This window comes from Mycobacterium sp. (genome assembly GCF_032159775.1).
Taxonomy (GTDB): Bacteria; Actinomycetota; Actinomycetes; order Mycobacteriales; family Mycobacteriaceae; genus Mycobacterium.
This window is the reverse complement of record NZ_JAVHWK010000071.1, coordinates 18,696-33,241: the sequence shown is the minus strand read 5'-3', so window position 1 is coordinate 33,241 and position 14,546 is coordinate 18,696. Positions and strand designations below refer to the sequence as shown.

Genomic DNA, 14,546 nt, shown 5'->3' with positions numbered 1-14,546 from the left:
CTTACGCAGATGTGGAGCCTTGCGGTGGAGGCCGCGTTCTACGTCGTGCTGCCGCTGCTGGCCTGGCTGCTGCTGGCGGTGCTGTGCCGTCGCCGGTGGCGCCCCCTGCTCTTGCTCGCAGGCCTGTCGGTGTTGACGGCGGTGTCGCCCGCGTGGCTGATCTTCGTGCACACCGTCGACGGGTTGCCCGACGCTGCGCGCCTGTGGCTGCCGACTTATCTGATCTGGTTCATCGGCGGCATGATGCTCGCGGTCCTCGCGGTGATGGGTGTCCGCTGCTATGCCTTCGCGGTGCTGCCCGTCGCGGTGGTGAGCTACTTCATCGCCTCGACGCCGATTGCAGGCGAACCGGCGACGTCGCCGTATGCGTTGGCGCCCGCGATATGGAAGGCGGTCTTCTACGCCGTGATCGCGACGCTGATGGTGGCGCCGGTTGCCTTGGGTGGCCGGGGTTGGTACGCGCGCCTGCTGGCCAGCCGCCCGATGGTCTTCCTCGGCGAGATCTCCTACGAGATCTTCCTGATCCACTTGTTGACGATGGAGATCGTCATGGTGGAGATCTTGCGCTCCCCGGTCTACACGGGCTCGATGCCAGCCTTGTTCGTGGTCACGTTCGTCGTGACGGTGCCGCTGGCGTGGCTGCTGCACCGATTCACGCGAGTGCGCACGCCGTAGGTCCCGCGAAACGGAATTCCAGCACCCCCGCACTCGCACTTTTGGTGCTGGAATTCCGTTTCGCGGGTTAGTGGGAAAGGCGTCGCCATAGGCGTGGTTCCACATACCCTTGCCCTTCGCGGCTCCATCAGAGCGGGCCTGGGAAGGAACCATCGTGGCCGACGACAACCGTTCAGACGTGCGCAGGGACATCCTGCCGATCCCGGACGTCCAGCACATCGGGCTGACGACGTATGACGCCAAGGATCCCGACACCAGTTACCCGCCGATTCGAGACGTGCGTCCGCCTGCCACCGCGCCGAACGTGGTCGTCATCCTGATCGACGACGTCGGCTTCGGCGCCAGCAGCACTTTCGGCGGCCCGTGCCAGACACCCAACTTCGAAAAGCTCGCATCGGGCGGCCTGAAGTACACCCGGCTGCACACCACGGCGTTGTGCTCACCGACGCGACAGGCCCTGTTGACCGGCCGCAACCACCATTCGGTAGGCATGGGCAACATCACCGAAACCGCAACGGCAGCACCCGGATACACCTCAGTGCTACCGAACACGAAGGCACCCCTGGCGGTGACGCTGAAGCTCAACGGCTATTCGACCGCCCAGTTCGGCAAGTGCCACGAGGTTCCGGTGTGGCAGACCAGCCCGGCGGGCCCGTTCACCGCGTGGCCGACGGGCGGCGGCGGTTTCGAGTACTTCTACGGGTTCATCGGCGGGGAGAACAACCAATGGGACCCGGCACTGTATGAGGGCACGACCCCGATCGAGCCGCCGAAGACACCCGCCGAGGGCTACCACCTGACCGAAGATCTTGCCGATAAGGCGATCAACTGGGTGCGCCAGCAGAAGGCGCTGCAGCCCGACAAACCCTTCTTCATGTACTTCGCGCCGGGCGCCACCCACGCGCCGCACCATGTGCCGAAGGAGTGGATCGACAAGTACAAAGGAAAATTCGCGCATGGATGGGACCGACAGCGCGAGCTCACTTTCGAGCGGCAGAAGGAACTGGGCGTCATCGGACCTGACGCCGTCCTGACGCCGCGGCACGCGGAGATCCCGGCCTGGGACGAGATGGATCCTGCGCTCAAGCCGGCGCTGGAACGCGAGATGGAGGTGTACGCCGCTTTTTTGGAGCACACCGACCACCACGTCGGCAGGTTGATCGAGGCGATGGGTCCGATCCTGGACGACACCCTGGTGTACGTCATCATCGGCGACAACGGCGCATCAGCCGAAGGCACATTGCAGGGTGCGTACAACGAGATGGCCAACTTTAACGGGATGGCCGACCTCGAGACACCAGAATACCTGGCATCGAAACTCGAAGAGTTCGGCGGCGAGGGGTCTTACGGCCACTATGCGGTCGGTTGGGCGTGGGCGATGGATACGCCATATCAGTGGACAAAGCAGGTGGCGTCGCACTGGGGCGGTACCCGCAACGGCACCATCGTGCACTGGCCAAACGGGATCGACGACAAGGGTGGGGTGCGTAACCAGTTCACCCATGTCATCGACCTGGCACCCACTGTGTTGGAGGCCGCAGGCATCCCGGCGCCGACCATGGTAAACGGCGTCATGCAGAGCCCGTATGAGGGCACAAGCCTGCTCTACAGCTTCAACGACGCCGAGGCGCCTGAGCGGCATGAGACCCAGTACTTCGAAATGTTCTGCAACAGAGGCATTTATCACAAGGGCTGGAGCGCGGTGACCAAGCATCGAACGCCGTGGGAGATGGGCGGAGCGCTGATGCCTGCCTTCGACGACGACGTGTGGGAACTGTACGACGGCAATACCGACTGGACGCAGTCGAACGACCTCTCGAAAGAGAACCCGGACAAACTGCATGAGTTGCAGCGGCTTTGGTTGATCGAGGCAGTCAAGTACAACGTGCTCCCGCTCGATGATCGGCAGATCGAACGCATCAACCCGACGTCAGCCGGGCGACCCTCACTGATCAAGGGCAACAGCCAGTTACTGTTCGCCGGGATGGGCCGACTGTCGGAGAACAGCGTCGTCGACATCAAGAACAAGTCGTTCGCGGTGACGTCCGAGGTGGATGTGCCCGACGGCGGCGCCGAGGGCGTGATCATCGCCCAGGGCGGCCGGTTCGGCGGTTGGAGCCTCTACGCCAAGGATGGAAGGGCCAAGTTCCGTTACAACGTGCTGGGCATCAAGTCGTTTGATGTTGAGGCGGGTGAAGCTGTTCCAGCCGGCACCAGCCAGGTGCGCATGGAGTTTGCCTACGATGGCGGTGGCATGGGCAAGGGCGGCAATGTCACGCTCTACTACGACGGCAAGGAAGTCGGCAGCGGCCGCGTCGATCAAACCCAAGGCTTCATTTTCTCGGCCGACGAGACGACCGACGTCGGCTGCGAGACAGGCACCACCGTCAGCCCGGATTACACCGCGCACACCAGCACTTTCAACGGCAAGATCGACTGGGTACGAATCGATCTCGGGGACGACGCCAAGGACGCCGACCACTACATCGAGCCCGACGAACGCTTCCGGGTAGCGATGGCGCGGCAGTAGCGCCGCGCTAACCCGCATCCTGCGTCGCAGGCACCACTATCGGAACGACGAACTGCTCGATCATCGCCCGCTCGTCGGCCTCGTCGTGCCCGGGAAAGACAAGCAGCGAGGTCATCACACGGACAAGCCAGCGCGCTTTGCGCTCGACCACTCCCGGATCATCAGGCGCCATCGAGATCAGGAACGCCTCGGTGAGCGCCTTGATCACCTCCGACTGTTCGGCGATCTCGCCGCCGATCGGTCGCTGCGCGGTGGCGAACCACGATGACAGCGCGGGACTTTCGCGGACATTGCGCAGCGAGCTGATCACGCCCTCGATCAGCCGCTCGCGCGGTTCTTCGACACCGGTGAGCTGTTCGGTCATCTGGTGGAAGAGCCGGTAGCTTTCGCGGTGCACGTACGCGGTGTACAGCGCTTCCCGGTTCTCGAAGTATCGGTATAGCGTGGCGCGCGAACATCCTGCGGCCTTGGCGATTTCGTGCATGCCGACGGTCGCGGCGTCCTGTTGTGCGAACAACGCGTCGGCGGCGTCCAGAATGCGGTCGGCGGCCACCTCGGTGCGGCGGTCGCCCAACCAGTCGTTGCCCGCCATTACCCGGTCACCATGAACGGAACCGACAGCGGCCGACGGACATAACTCCCGCCCGCCCAGACCACCCCGGACAGGTCGACCTCGAACTCGGGGCAGCGCGCCAGCAGTTCGGTGAGCGCGATGCGTGATTGCATGCGGGCCGCAGCAGCACCGAGGCAGAAGTGTGCGCCGTGGCTGAACGTCATGATGTTGCGCGGCCGCCTCCGCACTTCGAGTTCGCCTGCGTCGGAACCATATTCGCGCTCATCGCGGTTGGCCGACCCGTAGAGCAAGAGCACCTTGCGGCCCGCTGGAATCGTCGTGCTGCCGATCCGGACGTCGCGGGTGGTGGTGCGGGCCAGCCCCTGCACGGGCGAGGTGAGGCGCAACAGCTCGTCCACCGCGTCGGTCATCAGGTCGGGATTGTTGATCAACAGCCGGCGCTGATCCGGCCGCTGGTGCAACAGTTGCACCGCGCCGCCGAGCATGCCGGTCGTCGTGTCGTTGCCGCCGGTGACCATCGTGAAGGTGAAAGCAAGGATCGACAGCATCCCCGCCATATCGCCGTCGGCGCCAACGCCCGCGGCGACGAGGTGCGACACGGTGTCGTCCTCTGGCTCGCGGCGGCGCCGCTCGATCAGCTGGGTGAAGTACGCCATCATCGACGCGACCGCCTCCCCGACGGACTCGACCGCCCCGGCGAACCCGCCGTCCTGCGTCTGCGCGGCGACGATGGCCTCGGTCCAGCCGTCGAACTGTTGGCGGTCCTGCTCTGGCACGCCGAGATAATGCGCGACGACCATGGACGGCAGCGGCTTGAAGAGCTCGGCGACGATGTCACCGCCACCGACTGCACGCAGCCGCTCGATCCGCTCGACGACGAACTGGTGCACGGCGGGCTCGACGGCCTCCACCTGCCGGGGAGTGAAGCCGCGGGACACCAGCTTGCGGAACTCGGTGTGGGTCGGAGGGTCCTGCATGACGAACGGCGGGTTGTCGGCGAGGCCGATCATTTCCAGCTCGCCGTAGTTGATCGTCAGGCCCTGTGCCGACGAGAACGTCTCATGGTCGCGGGCGGCGTTCCAGATGTCGGCGTGCCGGGACAGCACCCAGTAGTCGTGACCCGGGTTCTCCTCGGGGACGACGTGGTGCACCGGATCCTTGTCGCGAAGCGCCTGGTACATCGGCCACGGATTGGGCCATGTGTCGGCCGTCGCGAGCTGGAACCGGGCCGGCATGTGGTGAGACAGAGCGGCGGTCATGTCTTATGGGTACGACACAACCACATGCCCTGTCAACAGGGCACAGCGGATTGACATCAAATGGCCGCACCGGGATTCAGGATGTTGTCCGGGTCGAGCGCCTGCTTGATACGCCGGTTGAGCTCCATCGCCTCGGGCCCGATCTGGTCGGCCAACCAGGGCCTCTTCAGCCTGCCGACGCCGTGCTCGCCGGTGATGGTGCCGCCGAGTCCGATCGCCAGATCCATGATGTCGCCGAACGCGCGCTCGGCCCGCTCCGCCATCGCGGCGTCGGACGGGTCGAAGACGATCAACGGGTGGGTATTGCCGTCACCGGCGTGGGCGATCATCGAGATCATCACGTCGCGCTCGGCGGCGATTCCCGCCACGCCACTGACGAGGTCACCGATCCGCGGCAGCGGCACGCCGACATCCTCGAGCAACAGCGTGCCCTTCGCTTCCACAGCGGGGATCGCGTATCGGCGGGCGGCGACGAACGCCTCGCCCTCGTCGGGGTCATCGGTGGAGAACACGTCGGTTGCGCCGTTGTCGGCGAACACGCCCGCGATGGTCTCGGCGTCCTCGGCCGCTGAACGGCCGCGTTCGTCAGAAGCGGCGAGCAGCATTGCGGCAGCATCGCGGTCGAGGCCCATCTTCAGCTTGTCCTCGACGGCGTTGATGGCCACGGAGTCCATGAACTCGAGCATCGACGGCCTCATCTGGCAGGCCACCCCGAGCACCGCTTCGGTGGCCGCCCCGACCGTGGCGAAGTTGGCCACCACCGTGCTGGACCGATGCTGCTTGGGCAGCAATCGCAGCGTTATCTCGGTGACGATGCCCAGCGTGCCCTCGCTGCCGACGAACAGCTTGGTGAGGCTCAGGCCCGCAACGTCTTTCAGTCTCGGGCCGCCCACCCGCACCGCCGTACCGTCGGCCAGCACGACCTGAAGGCCCATCACGTAATCGGTGGTGACGCCGTACTTGACGCAGCACAACCCGCCCGCATTGGTGGCAATGTTGCCGCCGATGCTGCAGATCTCGAACGACGACGGATCCGGCGGGTACCACAGATCATGTTGTGCAACAGCCTTTTTCACCTCGGCGTTGAAAAGGCCGGGTTGGCAGACCGCGGTCCGGGTGACGGGGTCGACAGTGATGTCGCGCATCTTCTCCGTGGACAGGACGATGCCCTCGTCGAGTGCGGTGGCCCCGCCGGACAGCCCGCTGCCCGCACCCCGCGGCACGACGGGCACCCGGTGGGCGCCTGCCCACCGCATGACTGTCTGCACATGCTCGGTGGTCAGCGGACGCACGACCGCCAACGGTTTGCCCGCCGCCGGGTCCAGCGCGCGGTCCTGTCGGTAGCCGTCCGTGATGGCCGGGTCGGTGACGACCATGCCGTCGGGCAGGTCGGCGATCAGGCTGTCGACAACGCTCACTCCTTCGATGCTACGAGGCATCAGGACGGGACCATCCAGGACAGCACCGGCGAGGCTTGCAACGCGGACAAAGCGCACATCATCAGCAGGAACAGCAGGCTCCACACCACGACACGACGGAAGATGTCGCCTTCCTTGCCGTTCATGCCGACCGCAGCGGCGGCAATGGCGAGGTTCTGCGGCGAGACCATCTTGCCGAGCACGCCGCCGGAGCTGTTGGACGCCGCCATCAAGATGTCGGACAGTCCGGCCTGATTCGCGGCGGTGACCTGCAGCGCGCCGAACAGCGAGTTGGCGGAGGTGTCGGATCCGGTGACCGCCACACCGAGCCAACCCAGTATCGGCGACAGCAGGGCGAACGCTCCGCCTGCCGCAGCCATCCAGGTGCCAAGGGTGATCGTCTGGCCAGACAGGTTCATCACGAATGCCAGCGCCAGCACCGCCATCACGGTGAGAATCGCCCAGCGCAGCTGATGCAGTGTCGTTCCATACGCCTTCAGCGCCCGCGGCGCCGACAGCCGCAGCGCGATCGCCGTCAGCACGCCCGCGATCAGCATCTGGGTGCCCGGCGTGGTGAGCAGGTTCAGGGTGAATTCCGTGAGCGTCACCGGCTTTCCCTTGGGGCTGACGACGTCCAGGCCAGGCCAGTGGAACTTGATGGTCGCCTTGTCGAGCAGCTTCTTCACCGCGGCGATCTGGCAGACGACGAACACCGCGATGATGATCGCGTAGGGCGCGTACGCCTTGACGACGTCGGCGCGTGCGTCGGGATGCTCGACGCGCTCGGCGAACTCGGCCGTCGGCTCGTCGGCCGCGCCGCCTGCAACGACCGCGGGTTCGGTGTACGGGCGGCTGGGACGCCAGACGCGCACCAGCGCAACCACCGCGGCGGCGGACAGCAGGGAGGCGACCACATCGGCCAGCGGCACCGAAACGAAGTTGGACGTGGCGTACTGAGCGACCCCGAACACGAGGCCGCAGACGACGCCCGCCGGCCATGTCTCGCGGATGCCACGCCAGCCGTCGACGATGGCGACCAGGACAAGGGGCACGAATACCGCCAGGATCGGTGTCTGACGACCGACCATCGCGCCGAGAGTGTCGGCGGGCAGTTCGGTCACCTTGGCCAGCGTGAGGATCGGTGTGGCCATCGCGCCGAAGGCGACAGGTGCCGTGTTGGCGACGAGGGCGAGCGCGGCGGCCTTCATCGGCCTGAAACCCAGCGCCATCAGCATCACGGAGGTGACCGCCACGGGTGTGCCGAAGCCGGCCAGCGCCTCGAGCAGCGCGCCGAACGAGAAGGCGATCAGGACGGCCTGGATGCGCTGGTCGTCGCTGACCCGGCTGAACGAGCGACGCAGCACGTCGAAGTGCCCCGTTTCCACCGTCTGCTGGTACACCCAGATCGCGTTGATGACGATCCACAAGATCGGAAAGAAGCCGAACGCGGCGCCTTCGGTACCCGCCAGCAGCGTTTGGCCGATCGGCATTCCGTACACCAGCACCGCGACGGCGATGGCGACGGCCAGCGAGATCGGCGAGGCCACCCACGCCGTCACCTTGAAGACGCCGAGCAACACGAAGAGCAGCAGCAGGGGAATCGCCGCGACCAGCGAACTCCATGCCAGGGAATGGGCAACCGGATCGAGAACTTGCTGGTACACGATGCAACCTCGATGTTGGATTTGTGGTTTGCGTCACACGGATACCCAGACAACGCGTCGGCTTAACGGCCTACTTTCCCGGCGTGACGTCGCGCCCCTGGGTCGGATCGCGGTCCAGATCGCGAAGTGCGGGCAGAAACACCGCGACGACGCCAAGCAGCAGCATCGGCAGCGCCAGCGCCAGGAACGTCGCGTGCAGACCGGCGGCATCGGCGAGCGGGCCCGCCAGCACCAGACCGAGCGGCCCGGCGGCGTAGGCCAGCGACCCCATCACGCCGACGACCCGCCCTCGCAGGTGTTGCGGAGCGCGGGTCTGCATGACGTAGTTGTAGATCGGCGCGATCGGGCCGTAGACGAACCCGACGATCGCGCACAGCACCAGGATCAGTGGGAGCGGCGGCAGGAACGCGATGATCGTCATCGCCACGCCGAGCGTCAGCACGGCGGTCAACATGATGGTGCGCCGGCGCGAATACTTCGACAGCACCGCATAACCCAGCGCGCCGATGAGGCCGCCGACGCTGAGCGCCATCAGCACCCAGCCCAGTTGTGCGGGTTCGTTGCGGTCGGTGAAATATTTAGGGAACAGCACTGATTCCATTGGCACGTACAGGCCGGTCGCTGCGAGGTCCACGATCGCCAGGGTGCGCAGCACCTTGTTGTTCCAGACGAAGCGCAGCCCTTCGACGACGCTGGCCCACACCCCGTCGGGTAGCGCGTTGCGGTTCGGTGTGCCCGCGCCTTCGAGACGAAGTGTCGAGATGGCGAGGATCGACAGCACAAAGGCGCCCGCGGTCACCCACATGGTGTTCACCCCGCCGAGAGTGGCGATCATCAGGCCGCCCACACCGGGTCCGACGATGTAGGACAGGTTGAACACGGCCTCGTACACGCTGTTCGCATGGTCCAGCGTCCAACCGGCCCGCTGGGCCGCCTCGGGCAGCATTGTCTCTCGCGCCGTCATACCCGCCGGATCGAACAGCGCACCGAGCGCGGCAAGGCCGGCAAGCACGGCGACATTGACCACGTGCACGCCGAAGGTCAGCGCGAGAACCGGGACGGCAGCCACCGAGAGGGCGGACAGCGCGTCGGAGATCATCGAAACACGTTTGCGGCCAAGGTAATCCACTGCAGCGCCCGCGATCAAGGTGGCGACCAGCAGGGGGATGGTTCCCGCCATGGCGACGATCGACGCATCGAGGGCGGATCCGTTGCGTTGCAGCACCAGCCAGGGGAACGCGACCATCGTGATGCCGTTGCCAGCACCGGCAAGCAGCGCGGCGAAGAGGATGGTGTACAGCGGTCCGCGCTTGCCGTTGGTCATGGGTTATCGATGTGGAATCTAACAGCGGCCCGCCCCGGTCGGCGAGCGGTTCTGCCGCGCAGGCACAGTGGAGCGGTGAAGGTGGCCCATCCCCGCACGGGCAAGCGGTTCGAATCGCCGGTGCCCGCGGGCGCAGGCTGGCCCGGTGACTTGGCGACGCAGGCGACGGCCGTGGCCGACTCTGCCGCGCAGGTGACCGCCATGGCCGACGCGGTGGAATCGGTCGATCAACTCGACGCCCTCGTGTCGGTGTGCCGGGCGTGCCCGCGGTTGGTCGAATGGCGTGAACGGGTCGCGGTCGAGAAGCGGAAGTCGTATGCGGGCGAACCGTACTGGGGTCGGCCCGCGCCGGGCTGGGGTGCGTCACGACCACGGCTGATGGTGGTCGGCCTGGCGCCCGCCGCGCACGGCGCCAACCGGACCGGGCGGGTGTTCACCGGCGACCGGTCCGGCGACTTCCTGTTCGCGGCCCTGCACCGGGCGGGCCTAGCCAACCAATCGCTGTGCGTCGACGCCGCGGACGGGCTGATGCTCACCGACACCCGGATCGCCGCGGCAGTCCGGTGCGCGCCGCCTGCGAATGCGCCGACACCTGCCGAGCGTGCGACATGCGCGCCGTGGTTGGACGCCGAGTGGCGCCTCGTCGGGGCCGACGTACGGGTCGTCATTGCGCTGGGCGGCTTCGCATGGCGGGCCGTGCTGGACATGGTCCGTGTGGCCGGAGGTTCGCATGCCCGACCGGTGCCGAAATTCGGGCACGGTGCGACGGCCCCTCTGCGCACGCCGCACGGCGAGGTCACGTTGATGGGCGTGTACCACCCGAGCCAGCAGAACACCTTCACCGGAAAGCTCACCCCGCAGATGCTCGACGACGTCTTCGGCAAGGCCGCCGCCCTGGCCGGCATTGAGTGATTTCGGCGCGTCTACGTGCGCTCAGCGTCGATTAGCGCGCCGAAATCGCGGGAACGCGGACGTGATGTCTGGCGTTGACCCCCATATGCGGCTTTCCGTTCTCGATCTCGTACCCGTGCGCACCGACCAGTCGACGTCGGATGCGCTAGCAGCGTCCACTCAGCTCGCGCAGACCGCCGACCAGTTGGGATACACCCGCTACTGGTTGGCCGAACACCACAACATGCCATCGGTGGCGGCGACCAGCCCGCCGGTCCTCATCGCCCATCTTGCCGCGAACACCACGCAGATCCGCCTCGGCTCCGGTGGTGTGATGCTGCCGAACCACGCGCCGCTGGCGGTCGCCGAACAGTTCGCCTTGCTGGAAGCGGCCCACCCGGGCCGGATCGACCTGGGCATCGGCCGGGCGCCGGGCTCCGATCCGCTGACGTCGTATCTGCTGCGCAACGCCGGTGGTCGGGATGACAGCGATATCGACAAGTTCCCCGAATATCTCGACCACGTCGTGGCGATGATGAGCGCAAGCGGTGTGCGCGTCACCATTCCGCAGCAGGACTACATCCTCAAGGCGACGCCTGCCGCGATCAGCGAACCGAGGATGTGGCTGCTCGGCTCTTCGCTGTACTCGGCGCATCTGGCTGCGGCCAAGGGGCTGCCGTATGTGTTCGCCCATCACTTCTCGGGACAGGGCACCGCGGAGGCGTTGGCCGTCTACCGATCGGAGTTCCGACCGAGCGACCGGGCCGCCGAGCCCGTGACCTTCCTCACCGTCAACGCGGCGGTGGCCGAAACCCATGACGAGGCAATGGCATCGCTGCTGCCGAATCTGCAGATGATGGCCCGGTTGCGCACCGGCCAGCTGCTCGGACCGGTCGACCTCGTCGAGGATGCCGAACAGAAGCGGCTGACTCCGCAGGAGCAGGCGGTGGTCGACAGCGGGCTGCGTCGGGCCGTCGTCGGCGATCCGACCGAGGCCGCACAGCAGGTGCGTGCGCTGGCCGACGAATTCGACGTCGACGAGGTGATGGTGCATCCGGTGGCGTCGGCCCGGCGCGGCACCGATCCGGCAACCGCACCGGCACGCGTCAAGACGCTGGAACTGCTCGCCAAAGAGTTGTTCTGATCAGGCTTTCCGGGTCAGCCTGACGATCGGAATCGGCCGCCTGGTCTTCTTCTGATATTCGTTGTACGACTTGTTGTACTTCGTGACGATCTTCCAGAGGCGGTCGCGGTCCGGGTCGCCCGGCAGCACCGGCGCCGCCGTTACCGCGAAACGTCTTGGCCCGACATTGATTTCGATGTTTGGATTTGCCTTCACGTTGTGGTACCAGCCGGGCGACCGCGGAGAGCCGCCGTTGGATGCGACCACCAGATAATCGTCACCGTCGCGGGCATAGGTCAGCGACGTGGTGCGGGCCTTGCCGGTCTTGGCGCCAACGGTGTGCAGCAGCAGGCTGGGCAGCACCATCATTCGATGGCCGATCCAGCCGTTGGTGCGCTGGTAGACGGTGTCGTGCAGGCGCAGGTAACTGCCGAACGCTCTCTGGACAAGTGATGCCATGACTATCAATCTTGTTGTGCGGCATCGAGACCGGCCAATGCATCACGCAGGATGCGACCGGTCTCTTCGCGGTTGGGATCGCGCCGGAGCAGCATGCCCTTGGCGAACGACAGCTTGTCGCCGGACTGCCTCGGTAGCACGTGCAAGTGAATGTGAAACACGCTCTGGAACGCCGCCTTGCCGTCGTTGATGACGATGTTGTTGCCGTCCGCGTGCAACCCGGACTGGCGCGCCGCCTTGGCGATGCGCTGCCCGACGCGCACCAGGTCGGCGCAGGTCTCTGGTGGGGTGTCGGTGAGGTCGACGAAATGGCGTTTGGGAATGACTAGGGTGTGGCCGCGGGTGAACGGACGGATGTCGAGGATCGCGAGATAATCGTGGTCCTCGTAGATCCGGATTGCTGGGGCTTCTTCCGCCACGACGGCGCAGAACACACAAGACATCCCGTTAGGCTAACCCCTCGGAAAATCGTTGATCGGGTCGCCCTTTTGCTTGTGGCACCGGCATTACCACCCGGTTTGAGCGACTGTGATCGCTGCCACAGGCCAAAAGTCTTGGACTGTATAGATCTTCCTCTCAGTCGGGTCTCAGTGAAGCAGTGCACAGTGTGGCTAACCACTTTGCTCTGAAAAGCCAAAGGAAGAAACCACTCCATGAAAAAGCAATCGCGGTACTCGCTGCGCCGGTCCAACCGTCCATCGAGCCCGAGCCAACCTGTGAGCCAGCAGTATTCGGGCATCCCGCCGCAGGGCGGCTATGGCCAGCCGTATGACTGGCGCTACGCATCGCAACAGCCGTTACCGGGACATGGCCCCTATAGCGCTGCGAATCAGCATGATTCGACCCCAACGACGCCGATCCCTGTGATGCGCAAGCGCTCTCGAACCAGCACGGTTGTGGTCGGGGCCGCGGCGGTCGCCGTGGTGTCCGGAGGTATCGGCGCCGCGGTGTTGGTGAACCACTCCGACCTGTCGGCTGCCAACAGCGCCGCTACCGCTGCCACCGCAGCGGCACCCGCTCCGAACCAGCCTGTCGCGGCGGCGGCGCCGTCCGGCTCGGTCGAGCAGGTCGCAGCCAAAGTGTTGCCCAGCGTGGTGAAGCTGCAGATCAAGATGGGACAGGGCGCCGAAGAGGGATCAGGCATCGTGTTGAGTTCCGACGGTCTCATCCTGACCAATAATCACGTCGTCGCGGCGCTCAGTGGACCGGGTGCCGACCAGGCGTCAAGCGTTCTCGGTGGGCAGGACGATGGGGGCTTTCCCGGTCTGCACGGACTGCCCGGGCAAGGCGACGAGTCGTCGCCGGGCGAGCAGGGACCGTCCGGTCAGAATCCGGATGCGACGGTTTCCTTCTCCGACGGCAACACCGTGCCGTTCACTGTCGTCGGCACCGACCCGGACGATGACATCGCGGTCGTTCGGGCCCAGGGGGTTTCGGGCCTGACGCCGATCACGATGGGATCCTCGAAGGATCTGAAGGTCGGCCAGAATGTCGTGGCCGTCGGATCGCCCCTCGGCCTGGAGGGCACCGTCACCACAGGCATCATCAGCGCGTTGGACCGGCCGGTCAGCACCGGCGACGGCAGCACCGGCCAGCATTCGGTGATGAACGCGATACAGACCGACGCCGCGATCAACCCCGGCAACTCCGGCGGAGCGCTGGTGAACATGAACGGCGAACTCGTCGGCGTCAACTCGGCGATCGCGTCGATGGGCGGCGGGGGCCCGGAATCATCTGGCGCGCAGAGTGGCTCGATCGGCCTCGGCTTCGCGATCCCGGCGGATCAGGCCAAGCGCATCGCCGATGAATTGGTTTCCAATGGTCACGTCACACACGCTTCGTTGGGTGTTCAGCTGACACAGGATCCCGGCGCGCACGGCGCGGCGGTCGCCGACGTGGTCGCCGACGGTCCGGCAGCGGCAGCGGGTCTGCCGAGCGGTGTGGTGATCACGAAGGTCGACGACCGGCCGATCGACGGCGCCGACGCACTGGTTGCGGCGGTGCGCTCGAAGGCGCCTGGCGACAATGTGACGCTGACGTACACGAACGCCTCCGGTGCGCCTCAGACGGTCCAGGTGACGCTCGGACAGTCGCAGACGTAAACCTGGCAGCCGGGTGGGTCAGGCATTCTCCTTGGCCCACTCGGCCATCCGCCGGTCGCGTTCCTCTGGCGAGATGTCCTCGACGCGCGTCATCACCGTCCAGCGCTGGCCGAATGGATCGAGGATCGACGCGAAGCGATCGCCGGTGACGAAGGTCTGCGCGGGTTCGCGGATCGTGGCGCCGGCCTTCTCGGCGCTCTTCACAACGGCGTCGGTGTCCTCGCAGTACAGCGCGACCGAGTGGGTCGCGGGCGCAACCGGGTCGGCCGCGGCGATCTGATACGCGTCATTGGGGTCCGACAGCTGAAGTCGACCGTTGCCGAAATCCAGCTCGGCATGGGCGACAGTGTCGTCGGGACCGTCCATTCGGTCGACGAGCGTGGCGCCGAACACGGACACATAGAAGTCGATCGCGGCAGCAGCGCCGTCGACGCACAGGAACGGGGTCAGGCTGGTGTAGCCCTCGGGAATCGGTTTGACAGTCATGTCCGTCAGCTTGGCGACCGGGCCCCTGCGCAGGATTGGAA

13 protein-coding genes are annotated in these 14,546 nt (G+C 66.0%); 5 read left to right on the top strand and 8 right to left on the bottom strand.

Annotated features, from left to right (window positions below):
* Together QOJ24_RS07495 and QOJ24_RS07490 are read left to right on the top strand one after the other, a co-directional pair.
* Window positions 1-675 (top strand): acyltransferase family protein (locus QOJ24_RS07495; RefSeq protein WP_526260356.1); only part of this gene is annotated, 675 nt, incomplete at its 5' end.
* 154 nt (window positions 676-829) lie between these two features.
* Entirely contained in the window at window positions 830-3,205 is a 2,376-nt protein-coding gene (locus QOJ24_RS07490; protein ID WP_526260355.1) for an arylsulfatase, read from the top strand.
* Between the two features lie 7 nt (window positions 3,206-3,212).
* Here the strand turns inward: QOJ24_RS07490 and QOJ24_RS07485 are convergent, their stop codons facing one another.
* From QOJ24_RS07485 to tap, 5 genes are all read right to left on the bottom strand, one after another.
* Window positions 3,213-3,797 carry a TetR/AcrR family transcriptional regulator gene (locus QOJ24_RS07485; RefSeq protein WP_526260354.1) on the bottom strand — a complete coding sequence of 195 codons (585 nt, stop codon included), beginning with the start codon at window positions 3,795-3,797 and terminating at the stop codon, window positions 3,213-3,215.
* Window positions 3,797-5,038, bottom strand: coding sequence for a cytochrome P450 (locus QOJ24_RS07480; RefSeq protein WP_526260353.1), 1,242 nt, complete (start codon window positions 5,036-5,038; stop codon window positions 3,797-3,799). The genes QOJ24_RS07485 and QOJ24_RS07480 overlap by 1 nt, the downstream gene beginning before the upstream one ends.
* 56 nt (window positions 5,039-5,094) lie before the next feature.
* A complete protein-coding gene (locus QOJ24_RS07475) occupies window positions 5,095-6,477 on the bottom strand; it encodes an FAD-binding oxidoreductase (RefSeq protein ID WP_526260352.1) in 1,383 nt (460 codons plus the stop codon).
* Window positions 6,477-8,120, bottom strand: coding sequence for an L-lactate permease (locus tag QOJ24_RS07470; RefSeq protein ID WP_526260351.1), 1,644 nt, complete (start codon window positions 8,118-8,120; stop codon window positions 6,477-6,479). The genes QOJ24_RS07475 and QOJ24_RS07470 overlap by 1 nt, the downstream gene beginning before the upstream one ends.
* Window positions 8,121-8,190: 70 nt before the next feature.
* Window positions 8,191-9,444: a multidrug efflux MFS transporter Tap gene (gene tap, locus QOJ24_RS07465; protein WP_526260350.1), complete on the bottom strand. Its 1,254-nt coding sequence runs from the start codon at window positions 9,442-9,444 to the stop codon at window positions 8,191-8,193.
* 75 nt (window positions 9,445-9,519) lie between these two features.
* On the opposite strand from tap, the gene QOJ24_RS07460 reads away from it, so the two are divergent.
* Window positions 9,520-10,356, top strand: coding sequence for a uracil-DNA glycosylase (locus QOJ24_RS07460; RefSeq protein ID WP_526260349.1), 837 nt, complete (start codon window positions 9,520-9,522; stop codon window positions 10,354-10,356).
* Window positions 10,357-10,441: 85 nt separating this feature from the next.
* On the top strand, window positions 10,442-11,479 hold the full coding sequence (locus QOJ24_RS07455; RefSeq protein WP_526260359.1) for an LLM class flavin-dependent oxidoreductase: 1,038 nt from the start codon (window positions 10,442-10,444) through the stop codon (window positions 11,477-11,479).
* On the opposite strand, the gene QOJ24_RS07450 is transcribed toward QOJ24_RS07455, so the two are convergent.
* Both QOJ24_RS07450 and QOJ24_RS07445 read right to left on the bottom strand, forming a co-directional pair.
* A complete protein-coding gene (locus QOJ24_RS07450) occupies window positions 11,480-11,917 on the bottom strand; it encodes a nitroreductase family deazaflavin-dependent oxidoreductase (RefSeq protein WP_526260348.1) in 438 nt (145 codons plus the stop codon).
* A 5-nt stretch (window positions 11,918-11,922) separates the two neighbouring features.
* The gene (locus QOJ24_RS07445) at window positions 11,923-12,360 is read right to left on the bottom strand and encodes an HIT family protein (protein WP_526260347.1); all 438 of its coding nucleotides are present in this window, start codon (window positions 12,358-12,360) and stop codon (window positions 11,923-11,925) included.
* 210 nt (window positions 12,361-12,570) lie between these two features.
* On the opposite strand from QOJ24_RS07445, the gene QOJ24_RS07440 reads away from it, so the two are divergent.
* Entirely contained in the window at window positions 12,571-14,019 is a 1,449-nt protein-coding gene (locus QOJ24_RS07440; RefSeq protein ID WP_526260346.1) for a S1C family serine protease, read from the top strand.
* Window positions 14,020-14,037: 18 nt separating this feature from the next.
* Here QOJ24_RS07440 and QOJ24_RS07435 read toward each other — a convergent pair whose 3' ends face one another.
* The gene (locus QOJ24_RS07435) at window positions 14,038-14,505 is read right to left on the bottom strand and encodes a VOC family protein (protein WP_526260345.1); all 468 of its coding nucleotides are present in this window, start codon (window positions 14,503-14,505) and stop codon (window positions 14,038-14,040) included.
* Between the last annotated feature and the right edge of the window lie 41 nt (window positions 14,506-14,546).

Bases quoted from the DNA above. Each gene is read 5' to 3' on its own strand.
- QOJ24_RS07455 (WP_526260359.1), top strand. From the start codon at position 10,442: ATGCGGCTTTCCGTTCTCGATCTCGTACCCGTGCGCACCGACCAGTCG.
- QOJ24_RS07475 (WP_526260352.1), bottom strand. From the start codon at position 6,477: ATGCCTCGTAGCATCGAAGGAGTGAGCGTTGTCGACAGCCTGATCGCC.
- QOJ24_RS07450 (WP_526260348.1), bottom strand. From the start codon at position 11,917: ATGGCATCACTTGTCCAGAGAGCGTTCGGCAGTTACCTGCGCCTGCAC.
- QOJ24_RS07480 (WP_526260353.1), bottom strand. From the start codon at position 5,038: ATGACCGCCGCTCTGTCTCACCACATGCCGGCCCGGTTCCAGCTCGCG.
- QOJ24_RS07485 (WP_526260354.1), bottom strand. From the start codon at position 3,797: ATGGCGGGCAACGACTGGTTGGGCGACCGCCGCACCGAGGTGGCCGCC.
- QOJ24_RS07440 (WP_526260346.1), top strand. From the start codon at position 12,571: ATGAAAAAGCAATCGCGGTACTCGCTGCGCCGGTCCAACCGTCCATCG.
- QOJ24_RS07445 (WP_526260347.1), bottom strand. From the start codon at position 12,360: ATGTCTTGTGTGTTCTGCGCCGTCGTGGCGGAAGAAGCCCCAGCAATC.
- tap (WP_526260350.1), bottom strand. From the start codon at position 9,444: ATGACCAACGGCAAGCGCGGACCGCTGTACACCATCCTCTTCGCCGCG.
- QOJ24_RS07435 (WP_526260345.1), bottom strand. From the start codon at position 14,505: ATGACTGTCAAACCGATTCCCGAGGGCTACACCAGCCTGACCCCGTTC.